This is a genomic window from Sporichthya brevicatena (genome assembly GCF_039525035.1).
GTDB lineage: Bacteria > Actinomycetota > Actinomycetes > Sporichthyales > Sporichthyaceae > Sporichthya > Sporichthya brevicatena.
Genome location: NZ_BAAAHE010000030.1, coordinates 1 through 22,727, shown reverse-complemented (window position 1 = coordinate 22,727; position 22,727 = coordinate 1). Strand labels below are relative to the sequence as shown.

At 73.3% G+C, this 22,727-nt stretch carries 20 protein-coding genes and 1 pseudogene; 7 read left to right on the top strand and 14 right to left on the bottom strand.

Going from position 1 to position 22,727, the window contains the following annotated elements; genetic code table 11:
* Positions 1-15 precede the first annotated feature (15 nt).
* Genes ABD401_RS17145 through ABD401_RS17135 form a run of 3 tightly spaced genes read left to right on the top strand, consistent with a single transcriptional unit; the run spans position 16 to position 2,605 of the window.
* Entirely contained in the window at positions 16-1,368 is a 1,353-nt protein-coding gene (locus ABD401_RS17145) for a zinc-dependent metalloprotease (RefSeq protein ID WP_425566192.1), read from the top strand.
* A complete protein-coding gene (locus ABD401_RS17140) occupies positions 1,365-1,922 on the top strand; it encodes an NUDIX hydrolase (protein ID WP_344606920.1) in 558 nt (185 codons plus the stop codon). The genes ABD401_RS17145 and ABD401_RS17140 overlap by 4 nt, the downstream gene beginning before the upstream one ends.
* Positions 1,919-2,605, top strand: a complete 687-nt coding sequence (locus tag ABD401_RS17135; protein ID WP_344606918.1) for a PH domain-containing protein — start codon at positions 1,919-1,921, stop codon at positions 2,603-2,605. The genes ABD401_RS17140 and ABD401_RS17135 overlap by 4 nt, the downstream gene beginning before the upstream one ends.
* Before the next feature lie 4 nt (positions 2,606-2,609).
* On the opposite strand, the gene ABD401_RS17130 is transcribed toward ABD401_RS17135, so the two are convergent.
* A complete protein-coding gene (locus ABD401_RS17130) occupies positions 2,610-3,179 on the bottom strand; it encodes a M48 metallopeptidase family protein (RefSeq protein WP_344606916.1) in 570 nt (189 codons plus the stop codon).
* Between the two features lie 400 nt (positions 3,180-3,579).
* On the opposite strand from ABD401_RS17130, the gene ABD401_RS17125 reads away from it, so the two are divergent.
* From ABD401_RS17125 to ABD401_RS17115, 3 genes are all read left to right on the top strand, one after another.
* Positions 3,580-3,738 (top strand): DUF5679 domain-containing protein, encoded by a 159-nt coding sequence (locus ABD401_RS17125; RefSeq protein ID WP_019875738.1) that lies wholly within the window; start codon positions 3,580-3,582, stop codon positions 3,736-3,738.
* A gap of 143 nt (positions 3,739-3,881) precedes the next feature.
* Positions 3,882-4,940, top strand: coding sequence for a ThiF family adenylyltransferase (locus ABD401_RS17120; RefSeq protein ID WP_344606913.1), 1,059 nt, complete (start codon positions 3,882-3,884; stop codon positions 4,938-4,940).
* A gap of 68 nt (positions 4,941-5,008) precedes the next feature.
* Positions 5,009-6,385: an ABC1 kinase family protein gene (locus ABD401_RS17115; RefSeq protein WP_425566190.1), complete on the top strand. Its 1,377-nt coding sequence runs from the start codon at positions 5,009-5,011 to the stop codon at positions 6,383-6,385.
* A gap of 101 nt (positions 6,386-6,486) precedes the next feature.
* On the opposite strand, the gene ABD401_RS17110 is transcribed toward ABD401_RS17115, so the two are convergent.
* The 5 genes from ABD401_RS17110 to ABD401_RS17090 all read right to left on the bottom strand — a co-directional run bounded on the left by ABD401_RS17110 (position 6,487) and on the right by ABD401_RS17090 (position 10,311).
* Positions 6,487-6,663: a hypothetical protein gene (locus tag ABD401_RS17110; RefSeq protein ID WP_169577202.1), complete on the bottom strand. Its 177-nt coding sequence runs from the start codon at positions 6,661-6,663 to the stop codon at positions 6,487-6,489.
* 157 nt (positions 6,664-6,820) lie between these two features.
* Positions 6,821-7,120 (bottom strand): WhiB family transcriptional regulator, encoded by a 300-nt coding sequence (locus ABD401_RS17105; RefSeq protein WP_019875734.1) that lies wholly within the window; start codon positions 7,118-7,120, stop codon positions 6,821-6,823.
* 133 nt (positions 7,121-7,253) lie between these two features.
* On the bottom strand, positions 7,254-7,511 hold the full coding sequence (locus tag ABD401_RS17100; RefSeq protein WP_344606911.1) for a hypothetical protein: 258 nt from the start codon (positions 7,509-7,511) through the stop codon (positions 7,254-7,256).
* Between the two features lie 148 nt (positions 7,512-7,659).
* A complete protein-coding gene (locus ABD401_RS17095) occupies positions 7,660-9,774 on the bottom strand; it encodes an ATP-dependent DNA helicase UvrD2 (RefSeq protein ID WP_344606909.1) in 2,115 nt (704 codons plus the stop codon).
* Between the two features lie 102 nt (positions 9,775-9,876).
* Positions 9,877-10,311 carry a peptidoglycan-binding domain-containing protein gene (locus ABD401_RS17090; RefSeq protein WP_344606907.1) on the bottom strand — a complete coding sequence of 145 codons (435 nt, stop codon included), beginning with the start codon at positions 10,309-10,311 and terminating at the stop codon, positions 9,877-9,879.
* A gap of 170 nt (positions 10,312-10,481) precedes the next feature.
* On the opposite strand from ABD401_RS17090, the gene ABD401_RS17085 reads away from it, so the two are divergent.
* Positions 10,482-10,757 (top strand): glutaredoxin domain-containing protein, encoded by a 276-nt coding sequence (locus ABD401_RS17085; protein ID WP_344606905.1) that lies wholly within the window; start codon positions 10,482-10,484, stop codon positions 10,755-10,757.
* A 110-nt stretch (positions 10,758-10,867) separates the two neighbouring features.
* On the opposite strand, the gene nudC is transcribed toward ABD401_RS17085, so the two are convergent.
* The 8 genes and pseudogenes from nudC to ABD401_RS17045 all read right to left on the bottom strand — a co-directional run.
* Positions 10,868-11,785, bottom strand: a complete 918-nt coding sequence (nudC, locus tag ABD401_RS17080; protein WP_344606903.1) for an NAD(+) diphosphatase — start codon at positions 11,783-11,785, stop codon at positions 10,868-10,870.
* 26 nt (positions 11,786-11,811) lie between these two features.
* Positions 11,812-15,000 (bottom strand): ATP-dependent helicase, encoded by a 3,189-nt coding sequence (locus ABD401_RS17075; protein ID WP_344606900.1) that lies wholly within the window; start codon positions 14,998-15,000, stop codon positions 11,812-11,814.
* On the bottom strand, positions 14,997-18,272 hold the full coding sequence (locus ABD401_RS17070) for an ATP-dependent helicase (RefSeq protein WP_344606898.1): 3,276 nt from the start codon (positions 18,270-18,272) through the stop codon (positions 14,997-14,999). Before ABD401_RS17070 ends, ABD401_RS17075 begins: the two co-directional genes overlap by 4 nt.
* A 12-nt stretch (positions 18,273-18,284) precedes the next feature.
* On the bottom strand, positions 18,285-18,641 hold the full coding sequence (locus ABD401_RS17065; protein ID WP_344606896.1) for an MGMT family protein: 357 nt from the start codon (positions 18,639-18,641) through the stop codon (positions 18,285-18,287).
* A 60-nt stretch (positions 18,642-18,701) separates the two neighbouring features.
* Positions 18,702-19,586, bottom strand: a complete 885-nt coding sequence (locus tag ABD401_RS17060) for a S1 family serine peptidase (RefSeq protein WP_344606894.1) — start codon at positions 19,584-19,586, stop codon at positions 18,702-18,704.
* A 312-nt stretch (positions 19,587-19,898) separates the two neighbouring features.
* A complete protein-coding gene (gene moeZ, locus ABD401_RS17055; RefSeq protein ID WP_344606892.1) occupies positions 19,899-21,059 on the bottom strand; it encodes an adenylyltransferase/sulfurtransferase MoeZ in 1,161 nt (386 codons plus the stop codon).
* Between the two features lie 176 nt (positions 21,060-21,235).
* A complete protein-coding gene (ku, locus tag ABD401_RS17050; protein WP_344606890.1) occupies positions 21,236-22,240 on the bottom strand; it encodes a non-homologous end joining protein Ku in 1,005 nt (334 codons plus the stop codon).
* A gap of 98 nt (positions 22,241-22,338) precedes the next feature.
* Positions 22,339-22,727 (bottom strand): annotated as a pseudogene (locus tag ABD401_RS17045) (hypothetical protein); the annotation flags it as partial.

Sequence of the window (22,727 nt, the reverse complement as noted above, 5' to 3'; positions counted from 1 at the left end):
GGACGGATTTCCGCGATGAGCGTGCCCTTCGGATTCGGGATGCCGGGCGGCGGGGACGACGACCCCGGCAAGAACCTGGGCCCCGACAACCCCTTCGCCGCCCTCTTCAGCGGCGACCCCAACGCGCTCGGCGCGATGTTCACCCAGCTCGGGCAGATGCTGTCCTACAGCGGCGGCCCGGTGAACTGGGACCTCGCCAAGGACGTCGCCCGCAAGACCGTGGCGGCCGCCGGCGGCGACCGTTCGATGGGCGCCGGTGAGCGGGCCGAGGTCGACGAGGCGATCCGCCTCGCCGAGCTGTGGCTGGACCCGCTGACCGTCATGCCGGCCGGCGCCAACGCGTCCCTGGCCTGGAGCCGCGCGGAGTGGATCGAGAACACGCTCTCGGTGTGGAAGCAGCTCGTCGAGCCCGTCGCCGCCCGCGTGGTCGAGGCGATGGGCGGCGCGCTGCCGGGCCAGCTCCCCGAGGAGATGCGCGAGGCCGCGGCCCCGCTGATGGGGATGATGAAGCAGATGGGCGGCGCGATGTTCGGCGCCCAGGTCGGGCAGGCGCTCGGCTCGCTGGCCGGCGAGGTGTTCGGCGCGACCGACATCGGTCTGCCGCTCGGCCCGCCGGCGCGGGCCACGCTCGTCCCCGCGAACGTGGCCGCCTTCGGGCAGGGCCTCGGCGTCCCGGCGGACCAGGTCCGGCTCTTCCTCGCGCTTCGCGAGGCGGCGCACCAGCGCCTGTTCGCCCACGTGCCGTGGCTGCGCGCGCACGTCCTCGACGCCGTCGAGTCCTACGCCCGGGGCATCTCGGTGCAGATGGACAAGCTGGAGGAGATCGTCTCCGGCCTCGACCCGACGAACCCCGAGGCGATCGGGCAGGCGTTTCACGAGGGCATGTTCACCCCGGAGAACACCCCCGCGCAGCGGGCCGCGCTCGCGCGTCTCGAGACGATCCTCGCCCTCATCGAGGGGTGGGTCGACAAGGTCGCCGGCGCCGCCGCGGCCGAGCACCTCGCCGCCGCCCCGCAGCTGCGCGAAGCCGTCCGCCGCCGCCGCGCGACCGGTGGCCCGGCGGAGCAGACGTTCGGGACTCTCATCGGTCTCGAACTGCGGCCGCGCCGGTTCCGCGAGGCCGCCGAGCTGTGGCAGCGCCTGACCGAGGCCCGCGGGGTCGACGGCCGCGACGCGCTCTGGGCGCACCCGGACCTGCTGCCCACCGCCGACGACCTCGACCACCCCGCCGCGTTCGTCGAGGCCGCGCAGATCTCCGGCGGCAGCGACCTCGACATCTCGAGTCTGCTCGACGGCAGCCTCGGTGAGGCCCCGCCGGAGCAGCCCCCGCCGGGGAGCACCGAGGGCGACGGCAACTCCGAGAAGTGAGCCTGCATGCCGACGCCGTCAAGGTTCTGACGGCGTATCAGCCCACGGACGAGCACCAGCAGAGCCTGCGGGCGTCGTTCCTGACGTTCCTCGGCGCGAATGCCGGCGCGATGACGCGCGAGTGCCGGCCCGCGCACCTGACCGGCAGCGCGATCATCGTCGACGCGACCGGCGAGCGGGTGCTGCTCACCTTCCACAGCAAGGCCCACATGTGGCTGCAGATGGGCGGGCACTGCGAGCCGGGCGACCAGGCTCTCGCCGACGTCGCGCTGCGCGAGGCGCGCGAGGAGTCGGGCATCGCCACCCTCACCCTGCTCCCCGACCCCGTCCTGCTCGATCGCCACCCCGCGCCCTGCTCGCCGTACGTCGAGCACCATCTCGACGTCATGTACGTCGCGATCGCGCCGGCCGACGCCGTCGAGCAGATCAGCCCGGAGTCCATCCGCCTGGGCTGGTTCACCCCGGACGAGATTCCCGAGCCCACCGACGACGCGGTGCGCCGCCTCGCCCGGGCCGGGACCGCCCGCGTCCGCGCCGAGCTCGCCGGCCGGTGAGCGGCACCTCCTCCGGCCCGGGCGGGCTGGGGCTGGGACGCATCCCGGCCGCCCTCGACGACGACGGGCGTCTGACGGTCCGCCAGCACGCCGTGCTCGCCACCGGGGTGTTCCTCACCGTCGTCATCGGCGCCCTGGCGGTCACGGTCCTGCTCGACCCCGGTGAGTCCGGCGGCACCGGCCACGCCTTCACCGACCGCTGGGTCTTCGGCGCGATCGTCGTGCCCGCCGCCTACGGCATCCGCCGCTACCTGTTCCGCCCCCGGATCGTCGTCGACGCCGGCGGGGTCCGATTCGACAACGCGTTCTCCACGGTCGCGCTCCCGTGGGAGGACGTGGCCGACGCCCGCGGCCGCGGCTTCGTCGAGGTCGTCGGCACCGACGGCGACTGCGCCCGTGCCGTGCTCTACGGCCCCACGTTCTCCGGCCCCCTGACGCGCGAGGAACGGCCGGCCGCCCTCATCGCGTTGATCCGGGCCGAGGCCACCCGGCGCAACGGCCGCGACCCGCTGCCCGAGGACTACGCGGCCACCCCGCTCGTCTCCGACCTCGGCGGGGACCCCGAGGACCGCCCCGTCCCCGACCCGGTGATCCACCCGCGGCCGAGCTACGGCGTGCCGGAGGCCGTGACCTACCTGGTGCTCTGGACGCTGGCCTGCGCCGTCGCCGCTGCCCTGGCCTGAGAGCTCACGCCTCGGGGGCGTCGGAGGACTCGGACAGGTCGAGCCCGGCGGCGGAGGAGACGCCGTCCAGGTAGCCCCGGGCCCGCTCGGTGCGGGGGTAGGGCTCCAGCAGCTTCCAGAACGCGGCGCTGTGGTCGGGCACGAGCAGGTGCGCGAGCTCGTGCAGGAGCACGTAGTCGACGACGTAGCGGGGCATCCCCTGCAGCCGGGTGGAGAGCCGGATGGTCGCGTCGATCGGGGTGCACGAGCCCCAGCGGTTGACCTGGTTGTCGGCCCAGCGCACCGAGGTCGGGACGGCCGAGCCGCCCAGGTAGCGGTTCGAGAGCTCGCGGGCCCGGGTCATCAGCTCGGCGTCACTGGGGCGGCCCCGCGCCTCCTGGGCCTGCAGGCGGGCCAGCATCGTCTCGACCCAGTAGCGCTCGTCGGCGCGGCTCATGCGGGCGGGGATCAGCACCACCGTCCGCCCGTCCTCGCGGTAGGCGGACACGGTGCTGCGCCGCCGCGTGCTGCGACGGACCTCGACCTGGTCGAAGGCGACCTCGTCCGCCGCCCCGGCGCGCCGACGCGAGGTCATGCCCGAACCCCACGAGTCACACTCAGGACGCTACCGGCCCCGAACCCCGGTCCGGGGGAGGTCGACACGCTCGTGACCAGAAATCCACACCCCCATGACCCGGATCCGCCCTGCTCAGCGGGGCCCGCCGGCGAACCTGGGAAGGTTTCCCACAAAGTTGTCCACAACCCGGTCGGGCGCAGATTCCGCTGCGGTCGAGCGTGGCAAATCTCGCGGGGGATGCCCGGATTTGTCACGATTTGAGGGGTTTTACGCGACCCGCCACGCGTCGCCACGCCCCCAGCTGGCGTCTGCAGGCTCCGCCGGGCACTAGTGTGTGCCGTCGTCGCGCGGGGCAGCACGCCGACAACCGCCCGACGCGACCGGCTGGTGCCGGTCGACCAAACCCGAGGGAGAAGAGATGGCCGAGACCTACACCGGCGAGGCGTACTGCGTGAAGTGCAAGGAGAAGCGCGACTTCACCGGCGAGGTGAAGGTCAGCGACTCCGGCCGCCGCATGGCGCAGGGCATCTGCAAGGTGTGCGGCACCAAGCTGAACCGCATTCTCGGCAAGGCCTGAGTCCCGCCCGGATCCACCGCTCCACCCCGGTCCGGGTCCCGAACCCGGCCGGTTGTCCACAGCCTGGCCCCGCGCTCCGGCGCGGAGGCCGAGGCTGCGGCAAGCTTCCCTCCGGACCCCGTCAGGTCCGGGAGGGAGGGGCCGTGCCTGCGCCGACGCCGCTGCGTCGCCCCAAGCTGAAGACCGGTCTCGTCCGGCTCCGCCGCGGCCCCGCGACCGTCCAGTTCGGTCTGGACCCTGATCGCGCCGTCCTCGTCTCCGGCCTCGACGCCGCGCTGGACGACTTCCTGGACCGCCTCGACGGCACGGTCCGCCCCGCCGACCTCGCGCGGCGCCTGCGCATCCCCGCGGCCCGTGTCCGGCGCCTGCTGGCCGAACTCGCGGCCGCCGACCTGCTGGAGGACGCCGCAGCCACCGCCGACGGCTGGGACCGGCTCCCCGTCACCTCCCGGGACCGTCTCGCGCCGGACCTCGCGGCGGCGACCCTCGCCCACCCCGGCCCGGACGCCGGGAAACGGGCCCTGTCGCGCCGGCTGGCCGCGGCGGTCCAGATCCGCGGCGGCGGCCGCGTGGGGGCGACGGCGGCCGCCCTGCTCGCCGCGGCGGGGGTCGGCCACGTCCACGTCGTCGACGACGCCGTCACCACACCCGCCGACCTCGCTCCCGGGGGACTGCGGCTCGCCGAGCTCGGGCAGCCGCGCGGTGCCGCGGCCACGACGGTCGCCGGCGAGTTCGCGGCGCTGCCCTGGGCGCCCGCCGCTCCCCCGGCCCTGGTGATCCTGGCCGACCGGCTGCCGGGGCTCGGGGACGCGGACGACCTTGTGCGGGCCGGCACGCCGCACCTGGTGGCCGCGCTGCGCGAGACGGAGGGGGTCGTGGGGCCGCTCGTCCTGCCGTTCCGCAGCTCGTGCCTGCACTGCCACCACCTGACCCGTACCGACCGCGACCGGGCCTGGCCGCACCTCGCGGCCCAGCTCGCCGTGGCGGGGCTCACAGCCGAGCCCCGTCCCGCCGACGTGGTCCTCGCCACGCTGGTGGCCGCCCAGGCGGCCCTGGAGGCGTTGTCCTACCTGGACACGGGGCACGCCGACACCGTCGACGGCACGCTGCATCTCCGCCTGCCGGACGGGGCACGCCGCCGCCGGAGCTGGCGCCGCCACCCCGCCTGCGGCTGCGCCTGGGCCGAGCGGAGCGCCGGCTGAGCCGAGTTGAGACGGGCGCCGCAGCCCAGATGGCCCCGCGCGCGGCCGAGATCATCGACAATGGCGGGGTGAGTGAGGCGTCCCGAGGACCAGGCGACATCCCGATCCGGGCCGTGACCCGGGGCGCCAAGTTGGCCGCGCTGCCCCTGGGCATGGCCGGCCGGGCGACGCTCGGCATCGGCAAGCGGATCGGGGGCAAGCCCGCCGAGAAGGTCACCGCCGAGATCCAGCAGCGCACCGCCGAGCAGATCTTCAAGACGCTCGGCGAGCTCAAGGGCGGGGCCATGAAGTTCGGCCAGGCCCTGTCGGTGTTCGAGGCCGCGCTGCCCGAGCCGGTGATCGCGCCGTACCGCGCCACGCTGGTCAAACTCCAGGAGGCGGCCCCGCCGCTGCCGGCCCGGGTCGTCCACGACGTCCTGCGGACCAACCTCGGTCCCGACTGGCAGGACCTGTTCACCGAGTTCGACGCCAAGGCCGTCGCGGCGGCGAGCGTCGGGCAGGTGCACCGCGCGACCTGGTCGGACGGCCGGGACGTCGCGGTCAAGATCCAGTACCCCGGCGCCGGTGAGGCCCTGCTCGGCGACCTGAACCAGATCAGCCGCCTCGCCCGCCTGTTCGGCTCGATGGTGCCGGGCCTCGACATCAAGGCGCTCATGGTCGAGCTCAAGGAGCGCGTCGCCGAGGAGCTCGACTACGCCCTCGAGGCCGACTCCCAGCGCGCCTTCGCGGCCGCCTTCGCCGACGACCCGGACTTCTGCGTCCCGCAGGTCGTCCACCAGGCCGGGAACGTTCTCGTCACCGAGTGGATCGACGGCACGCCGCTGTCGAAGGTGATCGCCGAGGGCGACCAGGAGACGCGCAACCGCGCGGGCGTCCTCTACCACCGCTTCCACCTGGCGAGCCCGACCCGGGCCGGCAAACTGCACGCCGACCCGCACCCCGGCAACTTCCGGATGCTGCCCGACGGGCGCCTCGGCGTCCTCGACTTCGGCGCGGTCAACCACCTGCCCGAGGGCGTCCCGCCGGTCATCGGCGTGCTGCTGCAGCAGGCGCTGCGCGGCGAGGCGAAGGCGGTCGTCGACGGCCTGCGCGCCGAGGGTTTCCTCAAGCCGAGCATCGACCTCGACCCCGACCGGGCCCTGGCCTACCTGCTGCCGTTCCTGGAGCCGGTCACCGTGCCGGAGTTCCAGTTCAGCCGCGCCTGGCTGCGCGCGCAGGGCCAGCGCATCGGCGACCCCCGCTCCCCCAACTACTCCACCGGCCTGCAGTTCAACCTGCCGCCGCGGTACCTGCTGCTCCACCGGGTGTGGCTCGGCTCGATCGGCGTCCTGTGCCAGCTCGAGGCCGCCGGCCCGTGGCGCGAGGAGCTCGCCGCCTGGCTCCCCGGGGCCGACGGGCTCACCGACATCCCCTACCGCACCCCCGAGGAGATCGTCGGCGAGTAGCCGCCGCGCTCCGCCCCCAGCAACGGTGATGGCCCGTCACTCGGTCGCAGGATGCGATCGGGTGACGGGCCATCGTGTTGGCTCCGTGAGCTCGGGCCGGCCTAGGCGCCGGCCACGCGGGCGACCGCCAGTTCGGCGCGACGCTGAGCGCGAGCCGCGCGCCGCTGCAGCCGTTCCGCCCGGCGCTGACGCCGGACCGTGGCGAGCAGGCGCTCGTGCTCGGCCTCGCACAGGCGTACCCGCATGTGCTCACGAGCCAGGTCCTCATTGCTGAACATGACCAGGCACTCCATTTCCAACCGGTCCCCTTGTGGGGGAAAGTCCTTGCTCTCAAAAGAACTGACGCCGCGTGAGGGTTACTCCCGCGGATCAGGCGGCTGCGGAACTTCGAACCAAACGTCAGGCCATTCGCAGGCCATCGGCAGGCCATTCCGGTTACGCAGCGATCGGGTTCTTGCGCGGACGGCCCCGGGGCCGCTTGCGCGGCACGACGACGCCCTGCACGAACAGCTCGCCGCCCCAGACGCCCCACGGCTCGGCGCGCTCCAGCGCTCCGGCGAGGCACGCCGATCGGATCGGGCAGTTCTGGCACAGCGACTTCGCGTACTCGACGTCGTCGGGCGACTCGGCGAAGAACAGTTCCGCGTCGAACGCGCGGCACGGGATCTTCTCGAGCAACTCCGCCGGCGCCGAGTTCAGCGCTTCGGTCGGGCTCTGCGCGGTGGTGCACAACATTCGGGTCTCACCCCTTGTGAGGGAACGTGCTCGGGCTGGTGGCTCGGTGGTGGACGGGTGGCGGCGAAACAAAAAGGCCGCGGATCCCGGGTTTCGGGTTCCGCGGCCTCTAAGGAGTGCCGGTCGATGGTGCCTAGACCGGTGGTCCAAGGGTGCGGAAGCCCGAACGGGCGAAAACGTCCTTACGCAGGGCAGCGGCGAAGCCGGCCGTCGCCGGGAGAGCCGTCTTGAGGACAGACTTCTCCTGCGGAACGGAGGTCATCGGCGCGATGTGGACGCCCTGCACGCAGCCGTGCTCATAGGCCGACCAAGGACGCGCGACAGTGCCCGCCGCCGGTACGCCGATGACACCCAGCTGGGTCGTCACGACGGTGTTCGTCATGTTCTCCACGGGGGGTCACCTCCGTCCTGGCTCGGGCAGCCGCAGTCGATCCGCGGCGTAGCAGATGGTGGAAGGCTAGAGGTCGCGTACTTCCGGCCGCAAGCGATTTATTCGGCGTTATTCTGCGGTGCGCGCAACAGTTCCTGCCGACCAGGGTTCATTCGGCCGCAGAACTTGCACCGACAGGCTCGCCGGCGCAGAGCGCGAGCACGTCCCCGCCGTAGCGCTCGAGCTTCGAGGCGCCGATCCCGGCGATGCGACCGAGCGCCCGCAGATCGGCCGGTTCGGCCTCCGCGATCGCCTGGAGCGTGGCGTCGGTGAAGACGCAGTACGCCGGCAGCGACTGCTCCCGCGCCCGGGCCAGCCGCCACTCCTTCAGCCGTTCCAGCAGGGCCTCGTCGTAGTCCGAGGGGCAGTCCGTGCAGCGGCCGAGCTTGCGGGCGACGGCGTCGACCAGCGTCTTGCCGCAGACCCGGCACGAGGTGATCGCCTTGCCGCGCTCCCGCTTGGGCCGGGCGGGCCGCCGCGGGCCCGCCTCGACCGCCACGAGGCCGTCGAGGAACCGCGACGGGCGGCGGTTGCCGCGGCCGCCCGGCGTGCGGGCGGTGGCCCAGGACAGGAACAGGCGATCCCGCGCCCGGGTCAGCCCGACGTAGAACAGCCGGCGCTCCTCGGCGACGGCCTCCTCGGTGTCGGCGTAGGTGATCGGGAGCATCCCCTCGACCAGACCCACGAGGAAGACGACGTCCCACTCCAGGCCCTTCGCGGCGTGCAGGGACGCGAGCGTGACCCCCTCGACGACCGGCACGTGGGCGTCGGCGGCGCGGGTGTCGAGCTCGGTCACCAGCGTCGCCAGCGTCGCGCTCGGGTCGGCGACGGCGAGCTCCTCGGCGATGCGGACCAGCGCCGCCAGGGACTCGGCCCGCTCGGCCGCGGCCCCGCGGGCGCCGTCGGAGGTCGTGGACAGCCCGGCGCTGGCGAGGACGTCCCGGACGGTGTCGACGAGCCCGCGGCCACCCTCCAGGTCGGTGTCGGTGCCGACCTCGATCGACCGCGCCGCCCCGCGCAGGCGCACGCGCGCCTCCCGGACCTCGGGTCGCTCGAAGAACTTCTCCCCGCCGCGCAGCAGGTACGGGACCCCCCGGTCGGCCAGTGCCTGCTCGTAGGCGAGGGACTGGCCGTTGGTGCGGAACAGCACGGCGATCTGGCTGGCCGGGACGCCCTCCTCCCGGAGGGTGGCGATCCGGTCGGCCACGGCCGCCGCCTCGGCCTCCTCGTCGGGGTACTCCTGCAGCGACGGCGCGATGCCGGCCGGGCGCTGGGCGCGCAGGTTGCCGGTGCGCGGCCCGTCGGCCGGGGTGGCCCCGACCAGGACGCGGTTGGCGAGGGCGATCACCTCGGGCGTCGAGCGGTAGTTCCGGGTCAGGCGGATGACCTTCGCGCCGGGGTGCTGCCGGGAGAACCCGAGCAGGTGGTCCGGGGTCGCCCCGGCGAAGGAGTAGATCGTCTGCGCCGGGTCGCCGACCACGCAGACCTCGTGACGGTCGCCGAGCCACAGGTCGAGCAGTCGCTGCTGCAGCGGGCTGACGTCCTGGTACTCGTCGACGACGAAGTGCCGGTACTGGCGGCGGACCTGCTCGGCGGCCTCCGCGCTGTCCGCGAGGACGCCGACGGTCAGCAGGAGGATGTCCTCCATGTCGATGATCCCGCGGGAGCGCTTGGTGTCCTCGTAGGCGCCGTAGAGCTCGGCCATCCCGGCCGGGTCGAGGCCCGCCGGGGGCGTCCGGCCGGCCGCCGCCGCGGCCCGGGCGTACGCCGCCGGGGCGATCTGGCTCACCTTGGCCCACTCGATCTCGGCCGCGAGGTCGCGCACCTCGGCCTGGCCCGGCCGCACCCCGACCCGCGACGCGGCGGCCGCGACCAGCGGGGCCTTCTTCGCCTCGATCGACGGGAGTTCGCCGCCGACGACCGTCGGCCAGAAGTACTGGAGCTGGCGCAGGGCCGCGGAGTGGAACGTGCGAGCCTGCACCCCGGCGGCCCCGAGCGCGCGCAGGCGGGTGCGCATCTCCCCCGCGGCGCGCGTGGTGAAGGTGACGGCGAGCACGCACTGCGGCGGGTAAACCCCCGTGCGGACGCCGTGCGCGATGCGGTGCGTGATCGCCCGGGTCTTGCCGGTTCCGGCCCCGGCGAGGACGCAGACCGGGCCCTCCAGGGCCTCGGCGACCTCACGCTGTTCCGGGTCGAGCGCGTCCAGGATCTGCCTGTCCGACATCGTCACGAGCGGCCCCGAACTGTCATGGGGACATCCTCGCAGCCGCCGCCGACAGCGGTCGGGGTGTGCTCAGTCGCTGCTCAGTCGCGGCTCAGTCGATGCTCAGGCGCGACCCAGGCCGAACAGGCTCTTCCAGGTCTGCAGCCCGACCTTGCCGTCGACGACCAGGCCCTTGCGACGTTGGTAGCGCTTGACGACGTCCCGGGTCTGGTTGCCGTAGTAGCCGTCCCGGACGATCGGCTTGTAGCCGAGGTCGTGCAGGCGGAGCTGGATGAACAGGGTGCGCTCGCGGTACTTGTTCCGCAGCGCGGTCGTGTACTGCGGGCCCTGGTAGAACAGGTGGTCCAGCTCGTCGGCCAGGTTCGGGCACTGCTTGCTGGTGCCGCCCCGCCAGACCTTCTTGACCTGCTTGGCCGGGCACTGCTTGCCGCTCTTGGTGTGTGCCGGGGCCGCCGTCGCGGCCGGCGACTCCACCGCCGCCCCGCCGAGCAGCGCCAGTCCCAACGCCGTCGCGGCTACACCCACGCGTGCGCGCATGCGCTCTCCCCCTCGAACGACCGTGTCGTGCCCGTACCGAACCCCGGACGGGGCCCTGCACCGCACCGTAGTGAGATAGGGCGGAAGAAGGAACGGCGCTGCGCTGTTCCATCAGGACTGCTCCACCGGTTCTGATCCGTCCGCCCCCACGAGAGGTAGCCACGCCCGCCATGGCCGACTACGCCAGCCAGCTCGACCCCGACGTTCTCGTCATGTTCTCGACGCCGTGGTGCGGCTACTGCAAGCGCCTCAAGCTGCTGCTGGACTCCGACGGCATCCCGTTCGTCGAGGTGAACATCGAGGCCGACCCGGCCGCCGAGCAGTTCGTCATCGAGGCCAACGGCGACGGCACCGCCACCGTCCCGACCCTGCGCTTCCCCGACGGCTCCACCGCCGTCAACCCCACCTTCGCCCAGGTGAAGGACCGCCTCGCCCAGACCGCCTGACCGCCTGACCGCCTGACCGCCTGACCGCCTGACCGCAGCGCTGTCAAAAAAGGGTGACACCCCTTACTGCGCAGTAAGGGGTGTCACCCTTTTTTGACACGGCCTGCGGGTCATGTGCGCGAGCCGCCCCAGGAGTTCGACTTCGGCAGGGGTTCGCCGTACCAGCGCTCGATGAGCCAGCGGGCGATCGAGATCGAGCCGGGCATGAGGATCTCGCCCCGGCGACCGGCGTCCAGGAGCTCGCCGCGGGTGAGCCAACGGGCCTCGGCGATCTCCTCGGGGTCGATCGTGATCTCCGTCGACGAGGCGCGGGCGTGGAAGCCGAGCATCAGCGAGCTCGGGAACGGCCAGGGCTGGGAGGCCTGATAGCGCACCTCGTCGACGACGACGCCGACCTCCTCGAGCACTTCGCGGCGGACCGCCTGCTCGAGGGACTCCCCCGGCTCGACGAAGCCGGCCAGCGTGGAGAACCGGCCCTCCGGCCAGACCGGGGCGCGGCCGAGCAGCGCGCGGTCGTCCTCGTCGACGACGAGCATGATCACCGCCGGGTCGCTGCGCGGGAACTGCTGGGCCTCGCACTCCGGGCACCGGCGGACGTGACCGGCGGCCGTCGACTCCGTCCGCGCGCCGCAGTTCGGGCAGAACTGGTGCCGGGCGTGCCAGTTCGCGAGTCCGACCGCGTGGACGAAGAGCCCGGACGCGCCGGCGGACAACCGCGAGGAGATCTCGCGCAGATGCGTGACGCGCTGCTCCTCGCCGGTCGCGACCAGCTCGCGGTCGACCGCGAAGTGCGGGACGCCCGCCTCGTCGAAACCGAGGAACAGCCGGTCCTCCGGAGCCACGTCCCCGACCTGACGTGGCGTCAGGTACACGAGGTCGCTGCCGTCGGCGAGCAGCAGACTGGCGGAGTCGCGGACGAGGAGCACACGCGCCCGCGGGTCCGACCACGCGGCGTCGAGTGCCTTCGGGTCCAGCCGCAGGTGCGCCGACCGGTCGTGAGTGGCCCGGGAGAGCCGCAGCTCGTTCATGATTCGACTGTACGGATCTTCCGCCGTCAGGGAACCGCCGCCCACGCCGGACCGGCGAGGATCTCCTCAAGTTCGGCGCGGCCGGGCAGCTCCGGCCGGACGACCTTGCCCGAGCGGACGTACAGGAACGCCGCCGACACCTCCTCCGGCTCCACCCCGGCGATCTCGGCCCAGGCCAGGCGGTAGATCGCGAGCTGCAGGGGATCGGCCGTGGCCGACTTCGAGGTCTTCCAGTCGACGACCTCGAAGCCGTCGAGCATCTCGTAGACCGCGTCGATCCGGCCCCGGACCACACGCCCGGCGATGGCGAGCGCGAACGGCGCCTCGATCCGGTACGGCCGCTGGTCGGCGTAGGGGCCGCGCAGGAACGCCTTCTGCAGCGCAGCCAGGTCGGCGTCGTCGAACGCGGCGTCCGCGGCGCCGGGCAGGTCGTCGGGCTCCAGCAGGGGCTGCTGGCCGAACAGGGCCTCGACCCAGCCGTGGAAGCGCGTCCCCCGCCGCGCCGCCGGCGCCGGCCGGCGCGGCATCGGCCGGGCCAGCTCACGCGCCAGCGCGTCGGGGTCGGTCGCGAGCGTGAGCACCTGCGACGCGGACAGCGACGCCGGCAGCTCCACCTCGCGCACGGTCGACCGGGTGCGCGCGAGCTCGGTGAGCAGCAGGTCGAGGTCGCGGTCCCAGCCCGCCACCAGCTCGGCCTCGGCCGGCGACAGCCCGTCGGGCACGACGGTGCGGCGGTCGGGGTCGCGCAGCGCAGCGCGGACCAGCTTCGCGCCGGCGCGGCGGCGCGCCAGCGCGGCGTCGTCGAGCGGCGCCGGCCACGGGTACTCGACGACGATCCCGCGCTGCGGGTTCTCCGCCCCCGGCTCGGGCTCGTCGGCCCACGGGCCACCCGGGTCCAGCCCGTGCTCGGTGGCGAACGCGCGCGCCGCCAGCAGGTACTCCGACGGCCCACGCGGTTTCTTCTGCGTCGGCCCCCACCAGTGCGCGGAGGCGACGAGCCGCCGGCGCGGACGGGTGAAGGCGACGTAGCCGAGCCGGCGCTCCTCGAGCTGCGCCTGCTCCCGAACGGCCTTCTCGAAGGTGTCGATGCCCTTGCTGGTCAGCTCCGGCGGCGAGGGCAGGGAGTCGCGGTCGCCGCGCAGGGCGTAGGGCAGCGAGTCGCCGCGGCTGGTCCACCGCGCCCGGCCCTGGTTCGACGGGAAGACCGTGCGGGTCAGGTCCGGCAGGACGACGACGTCCCACTCCAGGCCCTTGGACTTGTGCGCGGTCATCAGCTTCACCGAGTTCGCCGACCCCGGCGTCGCGGAGTCCAGGCCGCGCTCGTGCTCCTCGGCCGCACGCAGGTAGGCGAGGAAGGCCGAGACCGAGGAGTCGCCGTCGAGGTCGCTGAAGGCCGCGGCGACGTCGAGGAAGGCGGCGAGCGACTCCCGCCGCCGGGTGGCGACCGCGTGCGGGCCCGCGGCGATCTCGACGTCGAGGCCGGTCACGGCGAGCACGCGGTGCAGGAGGTCGACGAGCGGTTCGCCGACGTGCCGGCGGAGTTCGGCGATCTCGGCGTCGAGCGCGGCGAACCGGGCCAGCGCGGCGTCGGAGTAGCCGAGGTCGCCGGGCCAGGCCATCGCGTCGGAGAGCGAGACCAGTTCGGCCGGGTCGGTGATCGGCACCGCCGCCTCCAGCGGGGACAGCGTGTGGTCGCGCGGCACCGCGACCAGGTCGCGGGCCCGCCGGCCCAGCAGCGCGAGGTCGCGCGGGCCGATGCGCCAGCGCGGCCCGGTCAGCAGCCGGATGAGCGCCGCATTCGCCGTCGCCTCGTCGAGCACCTCGAGCACGGCGACGACGTCCGCCACCTCGGGCAGGTGCACCAGACCGCCGAGACCGACGACCTCGACGGGGATGTCGCGCGCGACCAGCTCGCCGTGGACCGGGCCGATGTCGCGGGTCGCGCGCACCAGGACCGCGATCTCGCCCGGCTCGGTGCCCTCCTCGATCGCGGCGGCGACCTGGTCCCCGACCCAGCGGATCTCCTCCGGGTAGGTGTCGAACAGTGCGGTGCGGATCTCGCCGCGACCGAGGTTGTCGTCGCACGGCGTCAGCGCCTCGACGCCGGCGTGCAGGGCGCGCAGCGGCGCCGCGAGGGTGTTCGCCAGGTCGAGCACGACCTGCCCACTGCGCCGGTTCTCGCGGAGCGAGTAGCGACCCGCTTCCACTGACGACCCGTCAGGACCGAGCGCCGGGAAGTGCCGGGGGAAGTCCTCCAGGTTCGCCACCGAGGCGCCGCGCCAGCCGTAGATCGCCTGGCACGGGTCGCCGACCGCGGTGACCGGGTGCCCGCCTCCGAACAACCCGACCAACATGCGGCGCTGGGCGACCGAGGTGTCCTGGTACTCGTCGAGCAGGACGACGCGGTAGCGCTCACGCAGGGCGGCCCCCACCTGCGGGCACTGCTCGGCCAGCCGCGCGGCCAGCGCCATCTGGTCGCCGAAGTCGACGAGGTCCCGTTCGGCCTTCTCGGCGCGGTACGCCTCGACCAGGTCGGCGAACTCCAGCCGGCGACGGGCGGCGACGATCGCCTTCGCGACCGCGTTCGACGGGGTGTCGGCGCCCTTGACGGTGCGCAGCCGCTCGATCAGGTCGCGGTCGTGCGCGCGCAGCTCCTCGAGATCGACGAGGTGCTCGGAGCACTCCCCCTCGAGCGCGAGCAGGTCGACGACCAGGTCCGGCACCGACTTCTCCAGGGCCGGGAACGGCCCACGGGCACGGCAGATCACCCGGGCGGCGAGCTGGTAGCGCGAGGCGTCGGCGAGCAGCTTCGCGTGCGGCTCCACACCGAGGCGGAGTCCGTGTTCCTCGAGAAGCTGGGCCGCGAACGAGTGGTATGTGGAGACGGTCGGTTCGCCGACGTCCTCACCCTCGGGCTCCGGTCCCCCGACCGGCGCGGTGATGCCCGCCTTCGTCAGCGCCGCCCGGATGCGGACGTTCAGCTCGCCGGCGGCCTTGGTGGTGAACGTCAGGCCGAGCACTGCGTCCGGCGCGACCTGCCCGGTGCCGACCAGCCACACCACCCGCGCCGCCATGACCGTGGTCTTGCCGGACCCGGCCCCGGCGACGATGACGCCCGGCTCGAGCGGAGCGACGATCGCCGCCCGCTGCTCGGCGTTGTACGGGACGCCCAGCAGCCGGACCAGGTCGTCGATGTCACGGATCGGTGCACTCACGTGATCACCTGCCGGCCCTCGGCCCGCCCGGAGCAGCAGCGGCGGTACTCGCACATGTCGCAGTCGTCCGACGGGCGCGGGGTGAACTGCTCCTCCCGCAGCCGCTGAGCCGCCTCGCCGAGCAGCTCCAGCGCCCAGTTCGGGTTCTCCGCGTCAGCGCACGCGTCCTGGGCGTTGACCTTCGGCAGGCCCTTGGCGTTGACCTGACGGAGCATCACCAGCTCGGCGCCACCGCACTCCCGCGAGACTCCGAGGTCGTCGAGGGCGCCGGCGGCGACGGCCGCCTGGTACGTGGCGAGCTGCGGATGCGCGGCGATCTCCTCCTTCGTCGGCGAGCTCTTCGAGGTCTTGAAGTCGACGACCCGGGTGCGTCCGTCCGCGTCCCGCTCGATGCGGTCGAGCGAGCCCCGCAGGTGCACCGTCTCCCCGCCCGCGTCGATATGGATGTCGAAGGGCACCTCGGCCCCGACCAGTTCCCGGTCCGGCCGCCCCGAGTGCCAGGCGAGGAACGCCCGCAGAGCCTCCCGCGCGGCCTCGCGCTGCACCGACGACTGCCAGGGCGCGTCGAACGTCAGCTCGGACCACACGGTGTCGAGCCGCTTCATCAGCGCGTCGAGGTCGTCGACCCCGGTCCGCGCGACCTCCTCGGCGAGGGCGTGCAGGACGTTGCCGAACGTCATGCGGATCGTCGGCGCGCTGTCGGCGGAGACCTCACGCTGCAGGAACCACCGCAGCGGGCACGAGGTCAGCCCCTGCACCGCGCTCGCGGAGAGCTTCAGCGGCTCGTCGAGCGGGCGGACGGGGACCTCGGCGTCGCTGGGGTCGACCGTCCCCCACCACCGTTCCGGCGCCGCGGACGGGACCAGCGGGCGGCCCGCACCGTCGCGGGCGTCGGCGAGGGTGGCCAGGCGCCCGGCGGCGACGGCGCGCAACGCGTCCGAGCTCGCCGGGTCCTCCAGCACGGCGCGGAGCGAGGCGACCAGCGCGGCCGGCGCGAGCGTGCGGGCCGGACGGGTGCGCACCTCGCGGACCTCGACGCCGAGCTCGCGCAGGAAACGCGACGGCCGGTCGCCGTCCTCGTCGGGCGCGTCGACGGCCGTGACGATCAGCCGCTGCTTGGCGCGGGTCACCGCGACGTAGAACAGCCGGCGCTCCTCGGCCACCACGCTCGCGATGCTCGGCACCGGGGCGAGGCCGTCGGGTTCGAGGCGGTCCGCCTGCAGCAACGACCCGCGGCGGCGCAGGTCGGGCCAGAGCCCCTCCTGGACGCCGACGACGGCGACCAGCGGCCACTCCAACCCCTTCGACCGGTGGGCGGTGAGGACCCGGACCGCGTCGGTCGTGCCGTCGGCCGAGCGCGGCGCCTCGCTCGGGATCTCCTGCGCCTCGATCTCGGCGAGGAAGTTCGCGACCCCCCGACGGCCGGCCTTCTCCTCGGCCCGGGCGGCGAGGTCGAACAGCGCGCAGACCGCGTCCAGGTCCCGGTCGGCGCGGCGAGCCGCAGCCCCCGACCCGGCCGCGGAGCGGGCCAGGTCCTCCGGCCACGAGGTGCCCTCCCACAGCCGCCAGAGCGCCTCCTCGGCCGACCCGCCCGCGGCGAGGTCGGCCGCCACCTTGGCCAGCAGTTCCCCGAGCCGGCGGGCGGCGCCGGCCGCCGCGGCGTCGGGGCCGATCAGCAGACGCGGCACGGCGAGCGCGTCCCGGATCAGCTCGGCGGACGGCGCGAGCTCCTCCCCGGTGAGACCACCGGCCCGGGCCTCGGCCCGCAGGGCGCGCCCCAGCCGGCGCAGGTCGGCGGGGTCGATCCCGCCGAGCGGCGAGAGCAGCAGCGTCCGCGCCGCCTCCGGGGTGAGCACGGCCCGCAGCGCCGCCGGAACCGCACCCGCCTCTGACGGAGGGTCAGCTGCCAGCGTGGAGGCGACTTTCAGCGCCGTCAGCAGGAGCGCGACCGCGGGTTCGGCGCGCAGAGCGATCTCGTCGCCCGCGACCTCCAGCGGCACCCCGGCCGCGCCGAGCACCCGGCGCACGACGGGGATCGTCCGCGTCCCCGAGCGGACCAGCACCGCCATGTCCGACCAGGGCACGCCGTCAGCCAGGTGCGCGCGGCGCAGGACGTCGGCGACGTGCTCGAGCTCCGCGCCCACGCTCGGGAACGTCAGGACCTCCAGCGCCGGGCCCGGGCCGGGGTCGAGCGAGGGCCGCAGGTCACGGTGCGCGCGGGCCGCGTCGGCCGGGAGGCCCGCCAGCGGCAGGCGGCGCGCGACCTCCCGGCTGGCCGCGAGCAGTTCCGGCACCGCGCGGCGCGAGGTGCGCAGGACCAGCGTGCGCGCCGGGGCACCGGTGCGGTCTCCGAAGGCCTGCGGGAAGTCGAGGATGCCGCGGACGTCCGCCCCACGGAACGCGTAGATCGACTGGTCGGGATCGCCGAACACGACGAGGTCGCGGCCGTCGCCCGCCATCGCCTGGAGCAGGCGGACCTGGGCCGGGTCGCTGTCCTGGTACTCGTCGACGAACACGGCGTCGAAGCGCTCGCGCAGCTGGGCGCGGACCGGCGGGGACTCCGCCAGCGCCACCGCCCGGCGCACGAGCTCGGTGTAGTCGAGCACCCCGCGGGCGTCGAGGACGTCGGCGTACTCGTCGGCGAACGCGGCGAGGGCGCGCCAGACCGCGGCGTCCTCGGCGTCGGCGAACTCGGCGACGCGGCGCAGATCGATCCCCCGCTCCCCGACGCGGGCGAGGACGTCCCGGACCTCCTCGGCCAGGCCGCGGGTGTCGAGGCAGCGCGCGATCGTCGCCGGCCACGGACGGCCGTCGACGACCGTGCCGCGGAGCAACTCGCGCACGGCGACGTCCTGCTCGGTCGCCGAGAGCAGCCGCAGCGGGACGCCGGCGTCCTCCGCCGGTCGGTGCGCGGCGACCAGCGTGTGACAGAACGAGTGGAACGTGACCGCGGCAGGGGTGGCGGTGGTGCGCCCGATGCGCCGGGCGATCCGCTCCCGCAGCTCCCCCGCGGCCTTGCGGCTGAACGTCAGGACCGCGATGCGCTCCAGGTCCGTGCCGGCCTCGACGCGGCGCGCGACGGCCTCGACCAGCGTCGTCGTCTTGCCGGTCCCGGGCCCGGCGAGCACGAGCAACGGGCCCCCGCTGTGCTCCACCACGGCGCGCTGCGCCTCGTCGAGCGCGGGCGCGACCACGGGCGGCGCCGGCCGGCGCACGAGTCGGTACTCGACGCGCGGTGCCCGCCCCGAGCCCTTGGTCCGCCGCGCACTCACGGACCCATCACATCACCGACCGCCGACGGTCCGTCCGTCCCAGCGGGCGCGCCGCATGTCGACCTTGCCGTTGGGCAGGATCGGTGTGCCTTCTTCGCGCCAGGCCCGGCGGGCGGCGGCCTCCTTGCCGATCGGCGGCGAGCCGTCGGCGCGCGGCACGCGCCACCACGGGACCCCGCCGCCGGAGTTCGACAGCACCCGGCCCACCGCTCGCGGCCCGCCCCGGCCGACGAGCTCCGCGACCTCGCCGTACGGCAGCACCTTCCCCGGCGGGATCGACTCGATCGCCGCCAGCACGGCCTCGACGTAGTCGTCCGTGAACAGCCGACCGCCCCGCGCGTCGTGCTCTCGCGGGGCGGTGGGCGTCATGTCGTCGAGCATGTCACCAGCGGCGGATCCTCGGACCGTGCCGGTTGAGAACGAGCCGGTTCAGAACTTTCCGGTGATGCCGGCCAGGACCGGCAGGGTGCCGGGAGCGAAGCCCTCGGTCCCGGTGGCGAGGCGCAGGCCCTTGATGTTCGAGTGCTGCTCGGCGTAGGCGAGGGCCTTCGCGAGGTCCGTGACGCCGTTGCTCGCCGGGAACGGCAGGAGCGCGAGCGTCGAGAGGATCCCGAACGCGCGGCCCTCGGAGTCGAGGAACCCACTGCCCGAGTCACCGGGCACGCCCGGGGTCGCGGTGAAGATGGTGTGCGTCCAGCCGCCACCCTCCTCGCCGAGGATGAAGCCCTGCTTCGGCGAGAGCTGGGTCAGACCGCCGCGCAGCGGGGAGTTGCCGTAGCTGAACACGGCCTCCCCGGAGCCCATGGGCTCGGTCCGCACGTCCACCGGACCACCGAAGACCGGGATCGACGGGTTGACCTGACCGATCGCGCTCTTGGGGATCTGGATCAGCGCGAAGTCGTTGAAGGCGCAGGCGTTGGCGTCGGTCTCCTTGGCCTTCTGCATCGCGAGCCAGGAGTTGTAGACCATCTTCCCGGTGACACCCGACTCGCCGAGCTTCACGGGCGTCCCGAGCGGGAGGCTCTCGGACGCGCAGCCGTCGGTCTCGTCCGGCGTCCCGGTGCCGGAGCAGTGCGCGGCCTGACCGAGGTAGGCGTTCCCGGCCTTGTCCGTGAAGACGAAGTTGGACGTGCAGGTCGACTTCTCGTCGGTGATCGTCTGGATCCCCGGATGGATCATCGAGACATCGGCCGCCGGCCACGACGGCACCGACTCGGCACTGGCGACCGGCGACTGCACGGCGACGGCGGCAGTGGCGGCCACCGCGGTCGCGAGCGCGCTCATCGCGACTCGTTTGAACGGGCTGGAGCTCATGACGGATTCTCCTCGGTTTCACCCGGCGGGGATGAAGGATTGCTACCCGGAAAACGGTTTGTCCCGATTGCGGGCTCGGTCACGTTACGAACCCTCCCTGTGCGGAAGCCATGAGCCTTCTAGGGACTCGCCCTCATTCCCAGGGTGCCTGTGTTGTCTTGATCGACAAGCGAGGCTCCGCGGGCCTTTGCCCAATCCGGGGTCCGCATTGTGCGAGCACGGAAAAGCCCACCTGAGGGATCCTCAGGTGGGCTGTCCGTCTGTCCGTGTTTGACCGTCCGTGCGGCCTTTGACCCCCGGGTCGAGGGGCCGTCAGTATGACGGCTTGTCCGGCTCGATCTGGCTGACCCAGGCGACGACGCCACCGCCGACGTGGACGGCGTCGTTGAAGCCGGCGCGCTTCACGGCGGCGAGCGCCTCGGCCGACCGACCGCCGGACTTGCAGTGCAGAACGATCTGCTTGTCGCGCGGGAGTTTCTCGAGGGCATTCCCGTTGAGGAATTCACCCTTCGGGATCAGCGTGGCGCCCGGGATCGAGACGATCTCGAACTCGTTCGGCTCACGGACGTCGATGAGCGCGAAGTCCTTCCCCGCGTCCATCCATTCCTTGAGTTCCTTGACCGAGATGGTCGAGTCCTTCACCGCGTCGGCGGCCTCGTCGGAGACCGCGCCGCAGAAGGCCTCGTAGTCGATGAGCTCGGTGATGTCCGGGGCGTTCGGGTCGCGGCGGACCTTGACCGTCCGGTACTCCATCTCCAGGGCGTCGTAGATCATCAGCCGGCCGACGAGGGGCTCCCCGATCCCGGTGATCAGCTTGATGGCCTCGTTCACCATGATCGAGCCGATCGAGGCGCACAGGACGCCGAGCACGCCACCCTCGGCGCAGCTCGGGACCATGCCGGGCGGCGGGGGCTCCGGGTACAGGTGGCGGTAGTTCGGGCCGTACTTGTCCCAGAACACCGAGGCCTGGCCCTCGAAGCGGTAGATCGAGCCCCACACGTACGGCTTGCCGAGCAGCACGCACGCGTCGTTGACCAGGTAGCGCGTCGCGAAGTTGTCGGTGCCGTCGAGGATCAGGTCGTAGTCGGCGAAGACCTCGAGCGCGTTGGTCGAGTCCAGGCGCAGCTCGTGCAGGATCACGTTGACGTACGGGTTGATCTCGGCGACGGACTCCTTGGCCGACTGGGCCTTGGACTTGCCGATGTCGGACTGGCCGTGGATGACCTGGCGCTGCAGGTTCGACTCGTCGACGACGTCGTCGTCCACGATGCCGAGCGTCCCCACACCGGCCGCGGCCAGGTAGAGCAGCGCGGGCGAACCGAGGCCGCCGGCCCCGACCACGAGCACCTTGGCGTTCTTCAGCCGCTTCTGGCCGGCCATCCCGACGTCGGGAATGATCAGGTGGCGGCTGTAGCGGCGCACCTCGTCGACGGTCAGTTCGTCCGCGGGCTCGACGAGCGGGGGCAGGGACACGGCGTTCTCCGAAACTGTGTGAACGTGCTGGAACAGCGCTGGTAATCGCCCCAACCGTCCCACGGGCCGTGGAATTCCACCCAATCCGGGTCCTGCGGGATGACGTCCCGGGCGCGCGCCTGTCAGCCCGTGCGCGGGCCGACACCCCACCACTGCGGGACGTCATCCCGCAGGAGTCAGGCCGACTTCCGGGCCGCGGCCTTCTTCGCGGGTGCCTTCTTGGCCGCCGCCTTCTTCGCGAGAGCCTTCTCCGCCGGCTTCTCCGCCGACTTCTCCGCCGCCTTCTTGGCCGCGGGGGCCTTCTTGGCGGCCTTCTTCACCGGGGCCTTCTTCTCCGCCGACTTCTCCTCCGCTTTATCCGCCGCGGGGGCGGCGGCCGCGGCGGGCGAGTCGCCGGCGGCGCGGCGTTCCTTCGCGCGGGCGACGGACTGGCGCAGGGCCTCCATGAGGTCGACGACCTCGGCGGCGGGCTCGGCGTCGGTGTCGACGGCGACGACCTCGCGGCCGGCGACCTTGGCGTCGACGACGGCGCGCAGAGCGGCGGCGTACTCGTCGGCGTACTGGGACGGGTCGTAGTCCGCGGTCAGGGTGTCGATGTAGGCCTCGGCCATCCTGACCTCGGCGTCCTTGACCGTGACGTCCTCACCGGGCGCGAGCTTGCCGGCATCCCGGATCTCCTCGGGCCAGAGCATCAGCTGCAGCAGCAGGACGTCCCCGTAGGGCCGGATCGCGGCGAGCGACTCACGCGAGCGCAGCGCGACCTTCACGATCGCCACCTTCTCGGTGGAGCGCAGGGCGTCCCGGAGCAGGACGTACGGCTTCTCGCCCAGGTGGTCGGCCTGCAGGTAGTAGCTCTTCGCCGTCGCGATCGGGTCGTACTGGTCGGCCGGGATGAACTGCAGGACCTCGACGGCCTTGGTCGAGGGCAGCGGGAGGGAGTCCATGTCCTCGTCGGTCAGGACCACCATCTCGCCGCCGCCGAGGTCGTACCCCTTGGCGATGTCGCTGTAGGGCACCTCCTCGCCGTCGAGCTCGCAGAAGCGCTTGTAGCGGATGCGCCCACCGTCGGCGGCGTGGACCTGCCGCAGCGAGACCCCGTGCTCCTCGGTCGCGGAGAACACCCGGACCGGGATCGAGACCAGCCCGAAGGAGATCGCGCCCTTCCAGATCGTCTGAGCCATGGCCTCGTCGCCTCGTCCGTCCCAGCTGTTTCAGCAGTCCCGTCGACCACTCTGGGGACTCACGGTACGCGCGCGCACCGACCCCGGGCTACGGCCCGTCAGCAGGACTGCCCGGAACGCTCGGCCCGAATACCGGCGATGCGCTTCTTCGTCTCGGCCCAGTCCTTCGGCCGGAAGGCGTAGATCCGCTCGGACTCCGAGGCGGCGACGACGAACAACCGGCGCAGGCCGACCCGGACGGTCTCGTCCTCGCCGGGCGAGTTCGCGGTGCTGCCGAACACCCGGTAGGTGACGCTGACCGGGCCGGAGGTCGGGGCGATCCACTCCTCGATCAGGACGGTGACGTCGTAGTGGGCCCCGTCCGGTGCGGGCTGCACGGCGGTGATCGTCCCGGTGAAGATCCCCCGCGCGCAGGCGACGGCGTCCGCGAACTGCGGGGTGGCCGCCTGGCGGGCGGCGTCGTTCGCGGTCTTGGCGGACGCCGGAG